The sequence below is a fragment of the Nakamurella sp. UYEF19 genome (assembly GCF_040546275.1).
In the GTDB taxonomy this organism is placed as follows: domain Bacteria; phylum Actinomycetota; class Actinomycetes; order Mycobacteriales; family Nakamurellaceae; genus Nakamurella.
Map to the genome: position 1 here is coordinate 218,797 of NZ_JBEPNO010000006.1, position 20,310 is coordinate 239,106.

The following is a 20,310-nucleotide window of genomic DNA, read 5'->3' on the forward strand; positions in this document are numbered from 1 at the left end:
CGTGCCTTCGCCCGCCCCACCGACCCCAACCGTCACGAGCCCACCGACCACGACCGCCACCAGCCCGCCGACGAGACAGAGGCGTGCCGTCAAGCTCCGCACCAAGCTGATCGCCAGCATCGTCGGCGTGATCATCCTGCTCAGTGTGGTGATTGGCGTGACGACCGAGTTGTTTCTGAGTAACTATCTCCAGAGACAACTTGATGCCAAGCTGGGCACATTCGCACAACGAAACGGGCCAGAGCCTTCATCGGGCAACCCGGATGCCAGTGGCGGTACCGGATCGATCATCGTGGTCTCGCCGCCGACCTCGGCACCACAACGACCAACTTTCAACGGATGTGCCTCGTCTTCATCCACCACCGGTACGACCACCACCGGAGGCTTCGACCGGAAGTACATCCAGCCCGACAATTCGTTGTTCGCGGTGTTCTCCGGCGGCAGGCTGCTCGACGGTACGGTGAGAACCAGCAGCTGCGTGGTGATGACGCCTGCCATGGCGACCGGGTTGACGTCTTTGACCCCTGGTCAAGGAATCACCACGGTGACGATCCCCGGGTACGGGTCATTCCGGGTGAGTGCCCGGGCTGGTAACTCCGACGGGACCGTGTTCGTCACCGGGGCATCGCTGAGCGAGGTAACCGATACGCAGAAGCGGCTGGCGGTGATCATGGCGCTGGTCGCCGGCGGCGCGATCGTCCTGGGCGGTCTGATCGTGTTCGTCATCGTCAGGCGGTCGGTGCGGCCACTGGAACGGGTGGCCGCCACCGCTCGCAAGGTCGCCACCCTGCCGCTGGACAGGGGCGAGGTCGACCTGGCCATCCGGGTTCCGACGCGGGACACCGACGCGCGTACCGAGATCGGGTCGGTGGGGGCAGCCATCAACCAGATGCTCGGCCACGTCTCCGGTGCGCTGACGGCCAGACATGCGTCGGAGACCAGGGTCCGGCAGTTCGTCGCCGATGCCTCGCACGAGTTGCGCACGCCGCTGGCGGCGATCCGCGGCTACGCCGAATTGGCCCGCCGGGGCGAGCACGAGCCCGGTGCCGTCGCCCACGCCCTTCGCCGGGTCGAGTCGGAGTCCGCCCGAATGACCACGCTGGTCGACGACCTGCTCCTGTTGGCGCGGCTGGACTCCGGGCGTCCGCTGGCCACCGAGGAGGTCGACCTCACCATGCTGGTGGTCGACCGGGTCTCCGACGCGCGGGTGGCCGGCACCGACCACCGCTGGCAGCTCGACCTGCCGGACGAGCCGGTCACGGTGACCGGCGACGGGGCGCGCCTGCACCAGGTGCTCGCGAATCTGCTGGCCAACGCCCGTAATCACACCCCGCCCGGAACCGTTGTCGTCACCGGTGTCCGGCGCGAGCCGGGTGGCGCCGTGATGACCGTCACCGACAACGGTCCCGGTATTCCGACGGACCTCCAGCCGGAGATCTTCGGCCGGTTCGTCCGGGGTGATTCGTCGCGCTCGCGGGCCGCCGGATCGACCGGTCTTGGCCTGGCCATCGTCGCCGCCGTCATCTCCGCGCACGGCGGCACCGTCACGGTGGAGAGCCGGCCCGGTCGCACCTGTGCTCGCGTCTGGCTGCCCGACCACGTCGAATTCCGATCTCCCGCAGTCGATCCGCTGCCCAACTCGTCGGGCACGGCGTCCCTGACCAAGGGCTGACCGGTACCGATTTCCGGAACTGGGACCGCCCGGCGGGGGTCGGCACAGACGTCGGGAGTGCCTCACAGGATGGCCACAGTCGAGGCCAGTGATCAACACAGTCCCGGCCAGCAGAGTCACTGTCATGACCACCGAAACCCTTCGCTCCGATGTCGCCGATTCGAGCGACGAGGCCATGGCCGACACCGATTTCCGACTCGCTGCGGATCGGTCGGTGGTGATCACCACGCTGGACGTCGTCATTCCCGTCTACAACGAACAGGACGATCTGGGCCAGGCCGTCCGCCGGCTGCACACCTACCTCTCCACCTCGCTGCCCTACAGCTTCCGGATCACCATCGCGGACAACGCCTCCACCGACGCGACGCCGCGGATTGCCGACGAACTCGCAGACCACTACGAGGAGGTCGGCGTCCTGCACCTGACGCAGAAGGGCCGCGGCCGGGCCCTCAAGGCCGCCTGGACCCAGTCCGAGGCAGGGGTTCTCGCCTACATGGACGTCGACCTGTCGACCGATCTTGCGGCCCTGCTGCCGTTGATCGCTCCCCTTCTGACCGGCCACTCCGACCTGGCGATCGGCAGCCGGCTGGCCCGCGGTTCGCGGGTGGTCCGTGGATCCAAGCGGGAGTTCATCTCCCGCAGCTACAACCAGATCCTGCGCCGGACCCTCTCGGCCCACTTCTCCGACGCGCAATGCGGTTTCAAGGCGATCAGAGCCGACGTGGCCAGGCAACTGCTGCCGTTGGTGCAGGACGACGGCTGGTTCTTCGACACCGAGATGCTCGTCCTGGCCGAACGGAGTGGCCTGCGCATCCACGAGGTCCCGGTCGACTGGGTGGACGACCCCAACTCCAGCGTCGACATCGTCGCCACCGCCATGACGGACCTGAAGGGCGTCTGGCGCGTCGGCCGAGCACTCGCGTCCGGATCCCTTCCACTCGCCCAGGTGCGCGCCCAGCTCGGCCGTGGTTCCATCGAGCCGGCAACACCGGGCGTGCCAACAGGTATGGTCAAGCAAATCGTGAGATTCGCTGCCATCGGGGTCGTCTCGACGCTCGCCTATCTCTTGCTGTTCGTCGTGCTGCATCCGTTCATGGGCGCCCAGGTGGCGAACTTCCTGGCCCTGGCGATCACCGCGATCGCCAACACCGCAGCAAACCGACGGTTCACCTTCGGTGTCCGGGAACGGTCCGGTGCGGCACGACACCAGTTGCAGGGCTTCGGGATCTTCCTGCTGGGACTGGCCATCACCAGCGGTTCGCTGGCCCTGCTGCACGTGGGGGCACCGAATGCCAGCCGGATGTTCGAGCTCAGCGTGCTGGTGCTGGCCAACCTGGTCGCGACCGTCCTCCGATTCCTGCTCATGCGCGGTTGGGTTTTCCGTCGCATGGCTCCGGCCAGCGGGCAGTGACACCCCCCGATACCAAGAACTTCAGCCTCCACGTCCCCCAGAGCAAGGTAGCGATGACTTCGACACAGCAGCCCGATGTGGAACAACTGGAACTCGCCGAACCAGGCGCGCACCGGCAACAGACGCGCCCGGCAGCGCCGGTTCTCTCCAGGACCGGCGCTCGCCGGGTTTTCCTGGGTCCGGCCGGCAACCCCGGCTGGGCCCGGCCGTTGCACTGGCTGCTGCTGCTGGGGACGGCCCTGTTCTACCTGGTGAACCTCACCGGCAACGGCTACGCCAACGATTTCTACGCGGCCGCCGTGAAGTCGAGCACCCAGAGCTGGAAGGCGTGGCTGTTCGCCTCGCTCGACTCCGGGAACGCGATCACCGTCGACAAGCCGCCGGGCGCCATGTGGGTGATGGGCCTGTCCGCCCGGATCTTCGGCTTCTCCTCGGCGTCGATGCTGATCCCCGAGGCACTGATGGGGGTGGCCACCGTCGCCCTGGTGTACGGGGCGGTCAAGCGCTGGTCCGGTCCAGCCGCCGGTCTCGTCGCAGGCGCACTCGTCGCGCTGACTCCCGTTGCGGCGCTGATGTTCCGGTTCAACAACCCGGACGCCTTCCTGGTGCTGCTGATGACCGCCGCTGCCTACTGCGTGGTGCGGGCCATCGAGGCACCGGCCGTCGTTCCGGCTGTTCGCAGTGGTGAAGCCCGAGCCGCTGAGGCCGCCCGACCCGAGCAGCGAAAGGTGCCGCTTCGAGCGCGTGCCCTGACCTGGCTGCTGCTGGCCGGGGCCGCGATCGGCTTCGCCTTCCTGACCAAGATGCTGCAGGGCCTGCTGGTACTGCCCGGATTTGCCATCGCCTACCTGTGGGCGGCACCGAGCCGGCTGTGGACCCGGATCTGGCACCTGCTCGCGGCTCTCGGGGCCGTCATCGTGGCCGCGGGATGGTTCGTCGTGCTGGTCGCCCTGTGGCCGGCCGGATCGCGGCCGTACATCGGCGGGTCAACCGACAACTCGCTGTGGGAGTTGGCCATCGGCTACAACGGCCTCGGCCGGATCTTCGGCGGATCGGGCAACGGCGGTGGCGGAGGGACCGGCGGCGGTTTCGGCGGCGCCGGTGGTGGTGGTGCTGCCTTCGGCGGTACCACCGGCCTCGGCCGGATGTTCGGCACCTCCTTCGGCTCCCAGATCTCCTGGCTGATCCCGGCGGCACTGCTGGCCCTGCTTGCCGGCCTGGTGTTGTCGGCCCGTTCGGCGCGAACCGACCGCACCAGGGCATCGTTGTTGCTCTGGGGCGGATGGCTCGTCGTCTCCGGTCTGGTCTTCTCGTTCATGGAGGGCACCGTTCATCCCTACTACTCGGTGGCGCTGGCCCCCGGGATCGCCGGTCTGGTCGCGATCGGCGGCCGGGAACTCTGGCGCGGCAGGGCGAATCATGTGGTTCGGGTGATCCTGGCAGCCATGATCGCCGTGACGGCCATCTGGTCCTTCCACCTGATGCAGCGGGATGCCGCGAGCTGGAAACCCTGGATCCGGGACGTCACGCTGGTCGGCGGGCTCGTCGGCGCGGTCCTGCTGGTCGCGTCGATCGAACGGATCCGGAGACTGGCGGTCGTCGGCCTGCTCGTCGGGTCGGTCACCGCGCTGACCGGGATGACGGCCTTCGCCGTACAGACGGTCGCCACCGATCACACCGGCTCCACCCCGACGGCCGGCCCGGCGACCGCCGGCGGATTCGGGGGGGTCGGCGGCTTCGGCGGCGGACGGATACGAACCGGCGGCACCGGCGGATTCGGCGGCTTCACCGGCGAGATTCCTGACGGCGCACAGATCCCGACCGGCGCGCAGGCGCCAGGGGGCACCAGCGGCACAGCCCCCGGCACAACGGGCGGGACCGTTCCAGGGGCAACAGGCGGGACCGGCGCGTTCGCGCCGGGCGGGGCGGGCGGCGGATTCGGCGATGCCTCGGCAACTGAATCCGGTGTCGTCACTGCCCTCGAGGCGACCACCAGCCGGTGGGCGGCGGCCGCCATCGGCGCCAACTCGGCGGACGGCTACATCCTGTCGACCGACAAGGCGATCATGGCGATCGGCGGCTTCACCGGAAGCGATCCGTCCCCGACCCTCGCGCAGTTCCAGCAGTACGTGGCGCAGGGCGACATCGCGTACTTCATCGCCGGTGGCCGCGGCGGCGGCTTCGGCGGAGCCGGCGGCAATGGGACGTCGTCGCAGATCAGCAGCTGGGTGGAGCAGAACTTCACCGCCACCACCGTCGGCAGCACCACCCTGTACGACCTGCGGAAACCCGCCGCGGCCACCACCGGCGGTTGATCGGCGGCGGGGTCGGTGGCCGGGCCGGTGGCCTTCAACAGGCGCCGACCCGGCTTCCGGCCGCACACTGCTCTCATGCAGAAGCTCTCGTTGCAGGCCCTCGCCCGGGAACAGCAGACCGTCGCCGCCACCGCCTCGAGCGGGCGCAGCGCCCGGACAGTCTTCGGCGGTCACGAGCACGTCCTCCGTCAGACAGTCATCGCCCTGACCGCGGGCAGTTCCCTGTCCGAGCACGACAACCTCGGTGACGCAACGATTCTGGTGCTCTCCGGACGGGTCCGGCTGACAGCGGGACAGGTCAACTGGGAGGGTCGACAGGGTGATCTCCTGCTGATTCCGTCGTCCCGGAACTCACTTCTCGCCCTCGAAGATGCCGCCATCCTGCTCTCGGCTGCCGCAAAACCGGCCAAGGCGGGGTCGTCGCAGGAACAGCGGAGCAGGGAACCAGAGCCCGCTGCGAGCACAGGGACGGCATAGGCAGCGCTCAGCGTCAGCATTGGCTGGCGGTCCAGACTCGAAACATGACCATCACCGCCCCCTTTGCCGGTTTCGCGCCCACCGTCACCTCGAACGGACGCAGCGAGAACGGCCGTGAATCCCTGCGAGGTCCGGGCAATCGGGCCATCAAGGCCCTCGTCGTCGACGACGAGCAGACCCTTTCCGAACTCGTCGGACTCGCCCTGCGCTTCGAGGGCTGGGACATCAGGCTCGCCGGCGACGGACTGTCAGCCGTCGCCGCGGCCCGGGAATTCCGTCCGGACCTGGTGATCCTGGACGTCATGCTGCCGGACATGGACGGGATGGAGGTCCTGCGCCGGATCCGCGCCGAACTCGACCACGTCCCGGTGCTCTTCCTGACGGCCCGCGATGCCGTCGAGGACCGTATCGCGGGGCTGACCGCCGGCGGCGATGACTATGTCACCAAGCCCTTCTCGATCGAGGAGCTGGTGCTGCGACTGCGGGCGCTGCTCCTCCGTTCGAAGCTGAACGTGACCACCAACTCCCCCACGCTCGTGGTCGGCGACCTGACGCTGGACGAGGAGACCCGTGAGGTCTTCCGCGACGGCAATCCGATCATGCTGACCGCCACCGAGTTCGAACTCCTGCGCTTCCTGATGCGCAATTCCCGTCGGGTGCTGTCGAAGGCGCAGATCCTGGACCGCGTGTGGAACTACGACTTCGGCGGCCAGGCCAACATCGTCGAGCTGTACATCTCCTACCTGCGCAAGAAGATCGACGCCGGACGCGAACCGATGATCCACACGGTGCGCGGGTTCGGCTACGTCATCAAGCCGGCCCCGCTGGGCTGATCCAGACCTCCCGCGTCGCTCCGCCCGCCCCGAACGAAGATGTCGATCCGAATATATTTCAGCACCTCCTCTTCTTCCTGTTCCGCTCCTCGAACGACCGGAGCCCCGACCACTGCGAGGTTCCGATGACAGCCACCCTGGAGAAGTCCGGGAGCGAGCACGCTGCCGCCGACGAGGCTTCCCCTGCCACCGACACCACCCCCGTCATTCCGCAGAAGCTGCTGGTGCAACGGGTCTGGCGGGGCGGGGCGGACGATCCAGGCTGGGCCCGCCCCGCACTGTTCGGACTGCTGGCCGCCACCGCAGCCCTGTACCTGGTGAATCTGACCTCGTCCGGCTGGGCCAACGCGTTCTACTCTGCTGCCGCGCAGGCGGGTTCGGTGTCCTGGAAGGCCTTCTTCTTCGGATCCTCCGACGCGGCCAACGCGATCACCGTGGACAAGACTCCCGGGTCGCTGTGGTTCATGGCCCTGTCGGTGCGGATCTTCGGACTCAGCTCTTTTGCCATCCTGCTACCACAGGCCCTGATGGGTGTGGCGTCCGTCGGTCTGCTCTATGGCACCGTCAGGCGGGTGGCCGGTCCGGCCGCCGGCGTCCTCGCCGGCGCCGCCCTGGCATTGACACCCGTTGCCGCCCTGATGTTCCGATTCAACAACCCGGACGCCCTGATGGTGCTCGGGCTGGTGGCGGCGGCCTGGGCGATCATCAGGGCCATCGAGGACGGCAAAACCAGGTGGCTCCTCTGGTGCGGGGCCTTCGTCGGAATCGCCTTCCTGGCCAAGATGATGCAGGCCTTCCTGGTCGTGCCGGGTTTCGGCCTTGCGTACCTGATCGCCGGCCCGCCGAAGATCGGCAAGAGGCTCTGGCAACTGCTGGCAGCGCTCGGCTCGATGATCGTCGCCGGTGGTTGGTGGGTCGCCGTCGCGATGCTCTGGCCGGCCGCTGAACGTCCGTTCATCGGCGGGTCGCAGACGAACTCGGTGCTGGACCTCTTGTTCGGCTACAACGGGTTCGGCCGTCTCACCGGTGACGAGGTGGGCAGCGTCGGCTGGAGCGATCAGAGCTCGGCGACGAAGCTGATCAGTTCCGAGATGGGCGGGCAGATCGCGTGGCTGCTCCCGGCGGCCCTCATCGCGCTCGTCGCCGGACTGGTCCTCACCGCCCGGCGGAAGCGGACCGACCCGGTGAGGGCCTCCCTGATCATCTGGGGCGCATGGCTTGTCGTCACCGGAGTGACGTTCTCGGCCATGCAGGGCATCATCCACCCCTACTACACCGTCGCGCTCGCCCCGGCCATCGCCGCCCTCGTCGGCATCGGTGCGCAGCAGCTCTGGACGCATCGCCGGCATCCGGCGGCGCTCGGCACGCTGGCCGGAACCATCGTGCTGTCGGGCATCTGGGCAGAGGTGTTGCTGGCCAGGACCTCCACGTTCCTGCCCTGGCTCGGTCTGACGGTGGTGATCGGCAGCCTCGTCGCCGCCGCCCTTGTCGTGGCGGTTGCGGTACTTCCAGGGAACCGGACCCGCATCGTCGGGCCGATCGCCGCTGTGCTCACCGCAGCGGTCCTGCTGGCCGGACCGGCCGCGTACACCATCGACACCGTGTCGACCGGTCACGGTGGGGCCCTGCCCTCGGCCGGACCGGCGGTCGCCGGCGGCGGCGTCGGTGGTCGCGGCCTGCGCGGCGGTTTCGTCGGTGGCAACGGCGGCGGGAACTTCGGCGGCCAGACCCCCGGTCCCCCCGCGACGACCACCACCGGGACGACCGCAGCGGCCGGCGGCTTCAACCGTGGTGGCGGGGGCGGTGGTGGTCTGCTCGGTGCCACGACTCCGTCGGCGACCATGGTCGCGACCCTGTCGGCGAACTCTGGCAACCACACCTGGGCGGCGGCGATCATCGGCTCCAACAACGCAGCGGGATACCAGCTGGCGACGGGACTTCCGGTGATGGCGGTCGGCGGATTCAACGGCACCGATCCGGCGCCGACCCTGGCGCAGTTCCAGGCGCTGGCCAAGTCCGGCAAGATCCACTACTTCATCTCCGGTTCGGTCGGCTTCGGCGGCAACTCGAGCTCCACCTCGGGATCGCAGGACGCGACGCTGATCTCGGAGTGGGTGACGGCCAATTACACCGCCACCACGGTGGATTCGGTGACGATCTACGACCTGACGCCCAGCAGCATTTCCTAGAGCTCGCCGGGTCTGAACGACCTGAGCGTAAGACGAAGCGCCGGCGGGCCCCATCCCCGTCGGCGCTTCGGCGTGCTGCCCCGCCCCCAGCAGGAATCCGCACGACGGGATTCCTCGGCTCAGAACCAGCACACAGGAAGTGCAAAGGATCGGCAAGGAAAGGGCACAGCGCCATCCGCGAGAGTCACCTCATGACCACCGATGGCGCCTCCCCGTCCATGGCTCCGGCCGGGACCGCATCGCACAGAGAAGGAATTCACCGACCATGACCATGACCTCCGCGTTGACCACGGTCGACCTCCCGGCAGAGCCGTCGACCCGACCCCGAGAACCATTCTCCTCCAACGCTTCCGGCCCCCCTGTCCAGCGGAACCGTTGGAACAGGCTGGTTCGGGGCGGGGTCGACGACCCCCAGTGGGCCCGTCCGCTGCTGATCGCGCTGCTGGTCGTCACGGCCGGCGCCTACCTCTGGGATCTCTCGATCTCGGGCTACGCCAACGACTTCTACGCCGCCGCCGTCAAGTCCGGGACGGAGAGCTGGAAAGCCTGGCTGTTCGGGTCCCTCGACTCGTCGAACTCGATCACCGTGGACAAACCACCCGCCTCGCTGTGGGTGATGGTGCTGTCGGCGCGCATCTTCGGCTTCTCGTCCTTCTCCATGCTGCTGCCGCAGGCCCTGATGGGCGTCGGCACGGTGGCGCTGCTCTACGCGGCCGTCAAACGCACGTCCGGTCAGGCCGCCGGCCTCATCGCCGGGGCCCTGGTCGCGCTGACTCCCGTTGCCGCCCTGATGTTCCGCTTCAACAACCCCGACGCCATGCTGGTCCTGATGATGACGGCCGGCGGCTACTTCGTGGTGCGTTCCATCGAAGTGGTTCCGGCGGGCAAGAAGTCGCACGCCCTCCACTGGTTGCTGCTGGCGGGTATGGCCATCGGTTTCGCCTTCCTGACGAAGATGATGCAGGGTCTGCTGGTGCTTCCGGCGTTCGGCCTGGTCTACCTCGTCGCGTCCCCGAACGAGCTCGGCAAGCGTCTGTGGCACCTGCTGGCCGCGTTCGGCGCCGTGATCGTCTCGGCCGGCTGGTTCGTCGCACTGGTGGCACTCTGGCCCGCCGACTCCCGGCCCTACATCGGTGGCTCGACCGACAACTCCCTGTGGGAGCTGGCGATCGGCTACAACGGTCTCGGGCGGCTGTTCGGCTCGACCGGCAACGGCGGCGGAGGGGGAGGCGGTACGAGCTTCGGCGGGTCGAGCGGCCTGACCCGGATGTTCGGCACCTCCTTCGGCTCGCAGATCTCCTGGTTGATCCCGGCCGCTCTGGTCGCCCTCATCGCAGGACTGTGGTTCACCCGCAGGGCACCTCGCACCGACAAGACGCGCGCCGGCATCCTGCTCTGGGGCGGCTGGATGATCGTCACCGCCGTCGTCCTCTCCTACATGCAGGGCACCGTTCACCCCTACTACTCGGTCGCCCTGATCCCCGGCATCGCCGGCCTTGTCGCCATCACCGGACGGGAACTGTGGCGGGGCCGCGATTCCCACCTGGCCCGGGCCTCGCTGTCGCTGATGATCGTCGTGACGGCCGGCTGGTCCTACTTCCTGCTGAACCGGGACGCGGCGACGTTCGTGCCGTGGCTCCGCTGGGTCGTGCTGATCGGCGGCGTCCTGGGTGCCGCCACCCTGGCGGCCTCGATCGGCCGGCTCAAGAAGTACGCCGTGGTCGGGTTGCTCGTCGGCTCCATCGCCGCCATGGGCGGCACCGCCGCCTTCACCGTCGACACCGTCCTCACCGCGCACACCGGTTCCACCCCGACCGCCGGTCCGGTCACCAGCAGCATGGGCGGAATGGGCGGCGGTGGCTTCGGAGGCGAACGGCCGAGCTCCACCGGTACCGCACCGGCCGGGATACAGGGTGGCGGTGGCCGGGGCGACACCTCGACGAACAGCGAACTGGTCGCGCTGCTCAACGGGACCACGTCGCGTTGGTCGGCGGCCGTCATCGGCGACCAATCCGCAGCGGGTTACATCCTGTCGACGGATACGGCCGTGATGGCCATCGGTGGATGGAGCGGCTCGGACGAGTCGCCCACCCTCGCCCAGTTCCAGGCCTACGTGGCGGCTGGTGACATCCACTACTTCATCTCCGGCGGGAACTCCGGCGGAGGCGGCGGCCAGAGCGGGACCACCTCTTCGAGCAGCGCCATCACCACCTGGGTCGCCGCGCACTACACGGCCACCACGGTCGGCGGCGTCACGGTGTACGACCTGACGAAGGCGACCACCAGCTGATCCGAACGCATCACCACCAGCAGGCCCGGAACCGTCAGGTTCCGGGCCTGCTGTGCGTGAGATGGACGCGAATTTCCGGCGACCGGAGCCCGACCGACCGCTCGAACCGGGCAATCGCTGTCGAGTAGACAAATTCACTCCATAGTGGGCATTGAATAGGCATCCTCTCGGAAGGACGAAGGGAATCGGCCAATTCGGTCACTCGGCAGCGGACGGTCACGACGGTTGTGACCTATTCCCCCGGACGTGCGATTCAGGCCTGAAGAAAGTCGCCGTGCGTATTGAGCGATGCGAGGACTTCTTCTTCCGGGGGACGTGTGCTTCACCGAAGTGGCGTGCTGGCCTCGGCATTCGGCCGTCCAGTCATCCGGTTGCTACGAACGACGGATCTCGACAGGTCCACGAAGGAAAAGGTCGGCCGACCCCATTCGTGCTTGTCGGAATCCATGGCCCACCGTTCAACCCGTACTGCCCCTCTGCCCCACACCGATTCACCGTCGACCTCCGCTTCGCGGACCGGCGACCCACCCGAAAGGCACAACATGTCCGACCACTCCCGCGCGATTACCCGTCCTCGTCGGTTCCGGCCGTTGCTCATCATCGCGGGTCTCGCCGGCGCGGTGGTGCTCTCGCTGTCGATGACGAACACCTTCTCCGCCTTCACCGCCTCCATCAACAACTCGGTCAACACCTCGGCGTCCGGCACCCTGATCCTGCAGGAGGTCAATCTGGCCGGTGGGACCGGGTCTACCTGCAACAGCACGGATGGCGGCACCATCAGCACCAACGCGAGCACCTGCGCCACCATCAACAAGTACGGCGGCAGCACCACCATGGTCCCCACCAACACCGGCGGAACGACCAGCGTGTCGACCACCGCCATCACTTTCAAGAACACCGGGACCGGCATTGCTCAGTCGTTCACACTTACTCCGGGTGCGTGCACGCAGACCCCGAACGGCACCCCCAACGGCACCGCGACGGACTTCTGCGCCAAGTTGAACGTCAGCATCAAATCCGGCACGACGGTGATTTTCACCGGCACCGCTGCCGCACTCGCAAGTGGCGGAGCGATCAATGTCGGCGCGCTCGCCACCGTCCCGGCGCCGAATGGCGCGGTCGTCCCGATCACCTTCGCCGTCACGGTGGACAATTCGGCAGGCAACACCTACCAGGGACTCGCAGCCTCACAGCCACTGTTGTGGACGCTCTCGTCCTGAGTGTTCGCACGATAGGAAACATCTAGAAGTCCTGAAAGCCATTCAGCACTGCAGATCTCGGAGGTCGTTGTCGTGAAGCCAGCGCACCACGGCTCCACGACAACGCTCGAGGATCTGCTGGCATCTGCACCACCTGCACCCCCGACGACCCGGCCTTCCGGGACCGCGCCCCGTGCGAGGTCCCGGAAGGTGCGGGTCCTGGGACTGCTGGCCGTCATCGCCATCGTGCTGACCCTGCTGGCCGCCGCCGGCTGGTGGATCAGCGGCGGCCGCTGGATGATCGTCGCGACCCCCTCGATGGGTGAGGCTGCGCCGGTCGGGACCCTAATCTTCACCGAGAAGGTCACGGTCGCCGACGTCCGTGTCGGCGACATCGTCAGCTTCCACTCACCGCTCAACCCTGGTGAGACCTACACCCACCGCGTCGTTTCGGTGGATTCCTCCGGCGCTCTGCACACACGCGGCGACATCAACGGCGCGATGGATCCAGCACCTCTGCACCAGAAGGACCTGGTCGGCAAAGTCGTGGCCCGCTGGTGGGCGTTCGGGTGGCTGATCCGTGCGGTGCCGTTCCTGCTGGTCGGTGGTCTCGTTCTGTGGGCCGCGACGCGCCGCTGGGCGTCGATGACATGGCTTGTGCCACTGCGGGTCTTCGGTTCGTCGCTGCTGGTGGCGATCGCTGCCTTCCTGCTCAAGCCATTCGTCGGCTTCGTCGTCGTCCTCAACATGCCCACCGCGAACGGCGTGGACGCCACCCTGGTGTCCACCGGAATCCTCCCGATCCGCATCTCACCGACCGGCGGAACGGCCGTCGACTTCATCGACGGCCAGGTGGCCACGGTGAGCGCCGCAGGAACGGCCGGGCCCCGTGGCTACCAGTTCAGCTCCAGCCCGCACCTTTCGTTGTGGTGGTGGTTGGTCCTGATCGCCTGTTGGCTGACGCCACTGATCATCGGGCTCCTGGCCAACCGCCCTGATCCGCCCATGCCGGACGACCGGGCCGACGCACCCACCGGCGGCGGTACCGGTGGTCCATCAGTGGACAGGACACCCATCGGATCCATTGCGGCAGTGCGGGTCGCGCACACCGGTCACCGATCGGAGTCGGTCGCCGCCGGGCCGGCCGGTCGTCATCGGAAGGTGAGGGCCCAGGGCGGAGAGCGCCCGAGCAGGGTCCGGCCGCGTTGGGTCGCCGGAATCGTCGTGGCCCTGGCCATGACCTCCGTCCTGGTCCCCTCGACCGCCAGCGCTTTCACCGCCAGGATCACGAACAGCACAAATACAGCGGCCTCGAATCCCTACTTCACCTGCCTGGCCTCGACCGCCCCGCCGGTAACACCCACGCCTTACTTCACCTGGCCTCTCGGTGAGACGACGTTCGTGGGAGCGCAGGATGTCTCGGGCAACAACAGGGCCGGCAACTACAGTGGCTCGTTCACCGCGTCGACGTCGAAGGCCTGCAGCCGGGACACCACCGCGTCCGTCACCTTCGGCGGTACCCGGTCGTACGTCCAGAGCGGTTCCTTGCTCGGCATCCTCACTGCGATCGCCGGTCCCAACACCTTCAGCGTGGAGATCTGGTTCAAGACCACCAGCACCACCGGCGGCCGACTGATCGGCTTCGGCGACGGCAACGGGACGGTTCTCGGCACGACCTCCGGCACCTACGACCGGCACATCTACATGACGACTGGTGGCCAGCTGTTCTTCGGGGTCTACCCCAACACCGTCAAGACGATCAACAGCTCGTCGACCTACAACGACGGTCTTTGGCACCAGGTGACCGCCACCCTGTCGCCGACGGCCGGCACGGCGTTGTATGTCGACGGAGCCCAGGTCGCATCCGACCCGACCTCGAAGACCGCTCAGAGCTACTCGGGCTACTGGCGCGTCGGCTACGACAACCTCAACGGTTGGACCTCCAACCCGAGCAACTACAACTTCCTCGGCTCCCTTGCCTACGCATCCGTCTACACGGTTGCCCTCAACGCCACCCAGGTCGCGCAGCACTACGCCGCTGGTAACGGAACCCCCACCCGCTGAGGGCATCGCGAAATTTCTCCCGAATCAAGTTGACCCCGACGTAACGTCAGGCTGCATCGTGGTCCTTGTCCGGGTCGATCGATCCGGATGACCAAGGCGGCAGGGCACCATTGTCCTGGCACCGGAGCGTCGCGGAGAAGGTGAGAAGAGATGACGAGTTATTCGGTCGGCCAGGTGGCCGATCTGGCAGGTGTGACGGTCCGGACGTTGCATCACTACGGCCGGATCGGGCTGCTGGAGCCGGAGGATCGCAGCGGGGCGGGATACCGCCAGTACTCCGATGCGGACCTGGACAGGTTGCAGCACATCCTGTTCTACCGCGAACTCGGATTCTCGCTCGAGGAGATCTCGAACATTCTCACCGATCCCGGTGCGACCACCGGGGCACATCTGCGCAAGCAGCACGAGTTGCTGAACAAGCGGATCGACAGGCTGAGAGAAATGATCGCCGCCGTCGAGAAGGAAATGGAGGCACACACCATGGGAATCCAATTGACGCCGAAGGAGAAGTTCGAGATCTTCGGGCAGAACTACAGCGAGGACTACGAAACGGAGGCGGAGCAGCGCTGGGGCGACACGGAGGCCTGGAAGCAGTCCCAATCCCGCACCGCGACCTTCAGCAAGGAGGACTGGGTCCGGATCAAGGCAGAGGGTGACGATCTGAATCGGCGTCTGGGTGCCGCCCTGGGCTCCGGCACATCGCCCGACAGCGTCACCGCGATGGACCTCGCCGAGGAGCATCACGCCAGCATCGAGGTGTTCTACGAATGTCCGTACGCGGCGCACCGAGGCATCGGCGACATGTACGTGGCCGACCCCAGATTCACCAAGACGTACGACGATGTGGCCCCGGGCCTGGCCCAGTGGCTACGAGATGCCATCCACGCCAACGCCGATCGGCACGAGGGCTGATCGGCGATCCTTGATCGTGCGGCGTCGCGGTTGCATGCCGGCCTTCTCTGCTGCGGGAAGGCCGGCATGCCCGGGGCCCCGGGGGCAGGCGCAAGCCTCGCCGACTCAGAGGTTGGCGACGATCTCCCGCTTCAGGATCTTGCCGCTCGGGCCCATCGGCATCGAGTCGACGAACTCGACCCGCCGCGGGTACTTGTACCGCCCGAGATGCTGCTGCGACCAGGCGATCAGCGTCTGGTCGTCGAGTTCCGGTGCGTCGGGCGAGCGCACCACCACGGCGCAGATCTCCTCGCCGTGCACCTCGCTCGGATAGCCGACCACCGCCACCTGGGCGACTCCGGGGTGCCCGGCCAGCACCTCCTCGACCTCCCGTGGGTACACGTTGTAGCCACCACGGAGGATCATGTCCTTCTTGCGGTCGACGATCGAGACGAAGCCGTCGGCGTCCTTGATCCCGAGGTCGCCGCTGCGGAACCAGCCGTCGACCATCACGGCGGCGGTCGCCTCGGGGTTGTTGAGGTAGCGGGAGAACACGCAGTGACCCCGGATGACGACCTCGCCCATCTCCCCCGTCGGCATCAGCTCGATGGCGCCCTCCACCTCGGCGGCGGCGATCTCCGCGTCGACACCCCAGATGGCGCGGCCGACGGTCCCGGGCTTGCGACCGAAGACCGGCTGGTTGAAGGTGGCCACCGGCGAGGTCTCCGACAGCCCGTAGCCCTCGTAGATGTCGGCCTCGAAGACCTCGGCAAACTTGTCGATCACGGCGACCGGAAGGCTAGAGCCTCCGGAGGCCGCCACCCGCAGGCTGGGCCGCCGATCGTCCGTCCGGGCGGCCGCCAGCAGGCCGATGTACATCGTCGGCACCCCCATGAACACGTTGACCTTCTCCGCCACGATCACGTCCATGGCCGCCGCACCGGCGAAACGGGGCAGCATCACCAGCGTCGAACCAGAGAAGAAGCCGGCGTTCATCGCGCAGGTCTGGCCGAACGAGTGGAACAGCGGCAGGCAGCCCAGGATGATGTCCTCCGGCGTCAGGACCATCACGGAGGTGGCCGAGACGATGGCGTTCATCGTCATGTTTAACTGGGTCAACACGGCGCCCTTGGGCGAGCCGGTCGTGCCCGAGGTGTAGAGGATGACGGCGTCGTCCTGGGCCTCGCGCTCCACGTAGCCGGCGACCGGCTCGACGTCGGCGGCCAGCAGGTCCAGGCGCTGCGCTTCCTCGCCGCCCATCACCGAGTAGAGGGGGATTCCGGCAGCCTCCGCCGCCGGCGCACCCTCGCCGAGCAGGGGCGCAGCGACCACCAGCAGCTTCGCCTCGGAGTTCTCCAGCACGTAGGTGATCTCCCTGGCCACCAGCAGCGCATGTACCGGAACGACCACCGCCCCGAGGGAGAGCGCTGCGTAGTAGACCCGCGGGAAGTCGGGCACGTTGGGCATCAGCATGGCAACCTTGTCGCCGGGGCCGATGCCGGCGGCGGCGAGCACGGAAGCGTAGCGGCGGGCCTGCTCCCACAGGTCGGAGTAGGTGATCCGCTGCTCGCCCATCACCACGGCCTCGCGCTGCGGGAAGCGTTGCGAGGACTCGGCGAGGATGCCGGCCAGGGTCAGGCTCATGTCGTTTGGACCGTTCTCGTTTTCAAGGACTGTCCGGCCAGCCAGCCGGGCCGTCAGGTGGATTCTGTTCGGCAGGTGGTCGTCGGACACACCACCTCGGTGTGGATCGACGCCACTGCGAGACCCACACTGCTGTGGGACCAACGTCACAGACGACGATACGCACGCCCACCGGGAGAGCACCCAGTTGGCCCGGACCGACACCCTCGAAGTAGATTCGCGCACAGATGGGTTGGAAATGGTCCTGTCCGGGATCGCGGTGACCCACCACGGTCCGGGCAGGGGCGACGGTAACCGCCGTAGTGGGACAACTTCTTGTAGAAGCGGAGACGTACATGTCCGAGGTCAACGAGGCCCACAAGGACTCGACAGCGCTGGATCCGGCACCCCTGGATTCGACAGCGACCCAGTCGTCGGCCGAGGCGGCCGCGCTCCCGGAATCCGGAACGCTCACCTACAACGGTGCGACGCTCGACCTCAAGGTGGTCAAGGCCACCGAGGGATCCTCCGGTGTGGAGATCGGCAAGCTGCTGAGCACCACCGGCATCGTCACCCTCGATCCGGGATTCACCAACACCGGCTCCACCACTTCGGCGATCACCTACATCGATGGCGATGCGGGCATCCTGCGGTACCGGGGCTACCCGATCGAGCAGCTCGCGAAGTCCTCGACGTTCATCGAGACCAGCTACCTGCTGATCTACGGCGAGCTGCCGACCGAGCAGCAGCTGGCCGATTTCACCTCCCGCATCAACCGTCACACGCTGCTCCACGAGGACCTGAAGCGGTTCTTCGACGGCTTCCCCCGCGACGCGCACCCGATGCCGGTGCTGTCCAGTGCCGTCAGTGCGCTGTCGACCTTCTACCAGGACTCGCTCGACCCGTTCAATCCCGAGCACGTGGAGCTGTCGACCGTCCGTCTGCTGGCGAAACTGCCGACCATCGCGGCCTACGCCTACAAGAAGACCGTCGGCCAGCCGCTGCTGTACCCGGACAACTCGCTGGGACTCGTCGAGAACTTCCTGCGGATGTCCTTCGGTTTCCCGGCCGAGCCGTACGACGTCGACCCGAAGCTGGCGAGCGCGCTCGACCAGCTGTTCATCCTGCACGCCGACCACGAGCAGAACTGTTCGACCTCGACGGTCCGGCTGGTGGGGTCGGCGCACGCGAACCTCTTCGTGTCGGTGGCTGCGGGCATCAACGCCCTGTTCGGTCCGCTGCACGGCGGTGCCAACGAGGCGGTGCTGCAGATGCTCGGCTCGATCCGTGACGACGGCGGCGACATCAGCAAGTTCGTCGACCGGGTCAAGAAGAAGGAGCCGGGCGTCAAGCTGATGGGCTTCGGACACCGGGTCTACAAGAACTACGACCCGCGTGCCGCGATCGTCAAGCAGACGGCCGACGGGATCCTGGAATCCCTCGGCGCCAACGACGAGTTGCTTGACCTGGCCAAGCAGCTGGAAGAGGTTGCGCTGCATGACGATTACTTCATCTCGCGGAAGCTCTACCCGAACGTCGACTTCTACACCGGCCTGATCTACAAGGCCATGGGCTTCCCGACCAAGATGTTCACCGTGCTTTTCGCCATCGGCCGACTGCCGGGCTGGATCGCCCAGTGGCGCGAGATGATCGAGGACCCGGCCACCAAGATCGGTCGCCCGCGTCAGGTCTACACCGGTTACACCGCAAGGGATTACGTCCCCGAGGACCACCGCTGACCCCTGCCGCCCTGCCGCCCTGCCGACCTGCCGCCCTTGCGGCGCATACAGGAGTGCCCGGCGCATACAGAAGTGCCCGTTTTCGGTCGATCGGGGCCGATATGGGCATTCCTGTATGCGCACCGGGGTGAGCCGTCCGCGTTGGCTGCGCAGGCGGGAGTCACAGGTGTTGTTGGACTGGCGCAAGGGAACTAGTCCGTCATGACGACACTGTTGTGGTTCCGGCGCGATCTACGTCTGGACGATCACCCCGCCCTCCTCGCGGCCGCTCACGGCCCCGGCGGCGAGAGTCGCGATGTGCTCGGCGTTTTCGTCGCCGACGACCAACTGCTGAACGGGTCGGGTTCGCCGCGCCGGAACTTCCTGGCGGGTTGCCTCGACGCGCTGTCCGAGTCCATGGGCGGACGTCTGCTGATCGTGCACGGACGACCCGAGAAGGTCATTCCGCAGCTGGCCGCCAAGGTCGATGCGAAGCAGGTCCACATCTCGGCCGACTACGGTCCCTACGGTCGAGCCCGGGACGAGCGAGTCGAAAAGGCACTGCAGGACAAGAACGTCGAGCTGGTCACCACCGGTTCGGCCTACGCCATCGCACCCGGCCGGGTCAACAAGCCCGACGGCAAGCCGTACGCAGTCTTCACCCCTTACTTCCGGGGGTGGACGGCCCACGGCTGGCGCAAGCCCGCCGGGTCGGGTGACTCCGTGCAGTTCGTCGACCCGGCCGGGCTGGGCAGGTCTGTTGCCTCCGAGAAGGTGTCGGCGGCCCTGAGCAAGGGGATGGAACTACCGGAACCGGGCGAGGCCGCCGCCCGGAAAGCGTGGTCGCACTTCCTCGAGACCGCCGTCGCTGCCTACGATGACGAACGAAACCGCCCAGATCATCCTGGCACCAGCCATATGTCGCCCTATCTGAAGTGGGGTTGCATCCATCCGCGAACCCTGTTGGCCGACCTCGCCCGCCGGCGTTCGGTGGGAGCCGATTCCTACCAGCGTGAATTGGCTTTCCGGGACTTCTACGCGGACATCCTCTTCCACCGGCCGGACACGCTGACGGTGTCAGCCGATCTGACGATCGACCGGCTCGACTGGGATACCGGAAAGGAGGCCGACGAGCGATTCGAGGCCTGGAAGCTCGGGCGCACCGGTTACCCCTACGTCGACGCCGGCATGCGTCAGTTGCTGGCGGAGGGCTGGATCCACAACCGCGTCCGGATGGGAGTGGCGTCGTTCCTGATCAAGGATCTGCACCTGGCCTGGCAACTCGGGGCAGCCCACTTCATGGACCATCTGGTGGACGGCGACATCGCCTCCAATACCCACGGATGGCAATGGGTGGCCGGAGCCGGCGCCCAGGCGTCGCCGTACTACCGGGTCTTCAACCCGATCAGCCAGGGCGAGAAGTTCGATCCTGACGGCGACTACGTCCGCAGGTACATCCCGGAGCTGGCCGCCGTCGCCGGCAAGGCCGTGCACCGTCCGTGGGATCTGCCGGACGGCGTCCCGAAGGGTTATGCCCCGCCGATCGTCGATCACGCCGCCGAGCGCACCGAGACCCTCCGGCGCTGGGAGCAACGTCCCCACACCCGCTGAGGCCCCCGCTGATGCGC

At 67.3% G+C, this 20,310-nt stretch carries 12 protein-coding genes and 1 pseudogene; 12 read left to right on the forward strand and 1 reads right to left on the reverse strand.

Annotated elements, in window-relative coordinates:
- Position 1 precedes the first annotated feature (1 nt).
- The 10 genes and pseudogenes from ABIB25_RS11855 (at position 2) to ABIB25_RS11900 (ending at position 15,362) form a co-directional block, all read left to right on the forward strand.
- Positions 2-1,672, forward strand: coding sequence for a sensor histidine kinase (locus tag ABIB25_RS11855; RefSeq protein WP_502919802.1), 1,671 nt, complete (start codon positions 2-4; stop codon positions 1,670-1,672).
- A gap of 175 nt (positions 1,673-1,847) precedes the next feature.
- On the forward strand, positions 1,848-3,083 hold the full coding sequence (locus ABIB25_RS11860; protein ID WP_354528682.1) for a bifunctional glycosyltransferase family 2/GtrA family protein: 1,236 nt from the start codon (positions 1,848-1,850) through the stop codon (positions 3,081-3,083).
- A 53-nt stretch (positions 3,084-3,136) separates the two neighbouring features.
- The gene (locus ABIB25_RS11865; RefSeq protein WP_354528654.1) at positions 3,137-5,398 is read left to right on the forward strand and encodes an ArnT family glycosyltransferase; all 2,262 of its coding nucleotides are present in this window, start codon (positions 3,137-3,139) and stop codon (positions 5,396-5,398) included.
- Between the two features lie 75 nt (positions 5,399-5,473).
- Positions 5,474-5,800 (forward strand): annotated as a pseudogene (locus tag ABIB25_RS11870) (cupin domain-containing protein); the annotation flags it as partial.
- Positions 5,801-5,919: 119 nt separating this feature from the next.
- Positions 5,920-6,708, forward strand: coding sequence for a response regulator transcription factor (locus ABIB25_RS11875; protein WP_354528655.1), 789 nt, complete (start codon positions 5,920-5,922; stop codon positions 6,706-6,708).
- A 125-nt stretch (positions 6,709-6,833) separates the two neighbouring features.
- On the forward strand, positions 6,834-8,897 hold the full coding sequence (locus ABIB25_RS11880; protein WP_354528656.1) for an ArnT family glycosyltransferase: 2,064 nt from the start codon (positions 6,834-6,836) through the stop codon (positions 8,895-8,897).
- Positions 8,898-9,168: 271 nt separating this feature from the next.
- Positions 9,169-11,187, forward strand: coding sequence for an ArnT family glycosyltransferase (locus ABIB25_RS11885; RefSeq protein WP_354528683.1), 2,019 nt, complete (start codon positions 9,169-9,171; stop codon positions 11,185-11,187).
- A gap of 542 nt (positions 11,188-11,729) precedes the next feature.
- A complete protein-coding gene (locus ABIB25_RS11890) occupies positions 11,730-12,407 on the forward strand; it encodes a hypothetical protein (protein ID WP_354528657.1) in 678 nt (225 codons plus the stop codon).
- A 189-nt stretch (positions 12,408-12,596) separates the two neighbouring features.
- The gene (locus ABIB25_RS11895) at positions 12,597-14,450 is read left to right on the forward strand and encodes a LamG-like jellyroll fold domain-containing protein (RefSeq protein ID WP_354528658.1); all 1,854 of its coding nucleotides are present in this window, start codon (positions 12,597-12,599) and stop codon (positions 14,448-14,450) included.
- A 150-nt stretch (positions 14,451-14,600) separates the two neighbouring features.
- Entirely contained in the window at positions 14,601-15,362 is a 762-nt protein-coding gene (locus ABIB25_RS11900) for a MerR family transcriptional regulator (protein ID WP_354528659.1), read from the forward strand.
- A gap of 105 nt (positions 15,363-15,467) precedes the next feature.
- Here ABIB25_RS11900 and ABIB25_RS11905 read toward each other — a convergent pair whose 3' ends face one another.
- Complete coding sequence (locus ABIB25_RS11905) at positions 15,468-16,985, reverse strand: long-chain-fatty-acid--CoA ligase (RefSeq protein ID WP_354528660.1); 1,518 nt, start codon at positions 16,983-16,985, stop codon at positions 15,468-15,470.
- Between the two features lie 335 nt (positions 16,986-17,320).
- Between ABIB25_RS11905 and ABIB25_RS11910 the strand changes: the two genes are divergently transcribed.
- Both ABIB25_RS11910 and ABIB25_RS11915 read left to right on the forward strand, forming a co-directional pair.
- On the forward strand, positions 17,321-18,703 hold the full coding sequence (locus ABIB25_RS11910) for a citrate synthase (RefSeq protein WP_354528661.1): 1,383 nt from the start codon (positions 17,321-17,323) through the stop codon (positions 18,701-18,703).
- A 201-nt stretch (positions 18,704-18,904) separates the two neighbouring features.
- Positions 18,905-20,293 carry a cryptochrome/photolyase family protein gene (locus ABIB25_RS11915; protein ID WP_354528662.1) on the forward strand — a complete coding sequence of 463 codons (1,389 nt, stop codon included), beginning with the start codon at positions 18,905-18,907 and terminating at the stop codon, positions 20,291-20,293.
- Positions 20,294-20,310: the final 17 nt, after the last annotated feature.

Bases quoted from the DNA above. Each gene is read 5' to 3' on its own strand.
- ABIB25_RS11885 (WP_354528683.1), top strand. From the start codon at position 9,169: ATGACCTCCGCGTTGACCACGGTCGACCTCCCGGCAGAGCCGTCGACC.
- ABIB25_RS11890 (WP_354528657.1), top strand. From the start codon at position 11,730: ATGTCCGACCACTCCCGCGCGATTACCCGTCCTCGTCGGTTCCGGCCG.
- ABIB25_RS11860 (WP_354528682.1), top strand. From the start codon at position 1,848: ATGGCCGACACCGATTTCCGACTCGCTGCGGATCGGTCGGTGGTGATC.
- ABIB25_RS11905 (WP_354528660.1), bottom strand. From the start codon at position 16,985: ATGAGCCTGACCCTGGCCGGCATCCTCGCCGAGTCCTCGCAACGCTTC.
- ABIB25_RS11915 (WP_354528662.1), top strand. From the start codon at position 18,905: ATGACGACACTGTTGTGGTTCCGGCGCGATCTACGTCTGGACGATCAC.
- ABIB25_RS11880 (WP_354528656.1), top strand. From the start codon at position 6,834: ATGACAGCCACCCTGGAGAAGTCCGGGAGCGAGCACGCTGCCGCCGAC.
- ABIB25_RS11875 (WP_354528655.1), top strand. From the start codon at position 5,920: ATGACCATCACCGCCCCCTTTGCCGGTTTCGCGCCCACCGTCACCTCG.
- ABIB25_RS11865 (WP_354528654.1), top strand. From the start codon at position 3,137: ATGACTTCGACACAGCAGCCCGATGTGGAACAACTGGAACTCGCCGAA.
- ABIB25_RS11900 (WP_354528659.1), top strand. From the start codon at position 14,601: ATGACGAGTTATTCGGTCGGCCAGGTGGCCGATCTGGCAGGTGTGACG.
- ABIB25_RS11910 (WP_354528661.1), top strand. From the start codon at position 17,321: ATGTCCGAGGTCAACGAGGCCCACAAGGACTCGACAGCGCTGGATCCG.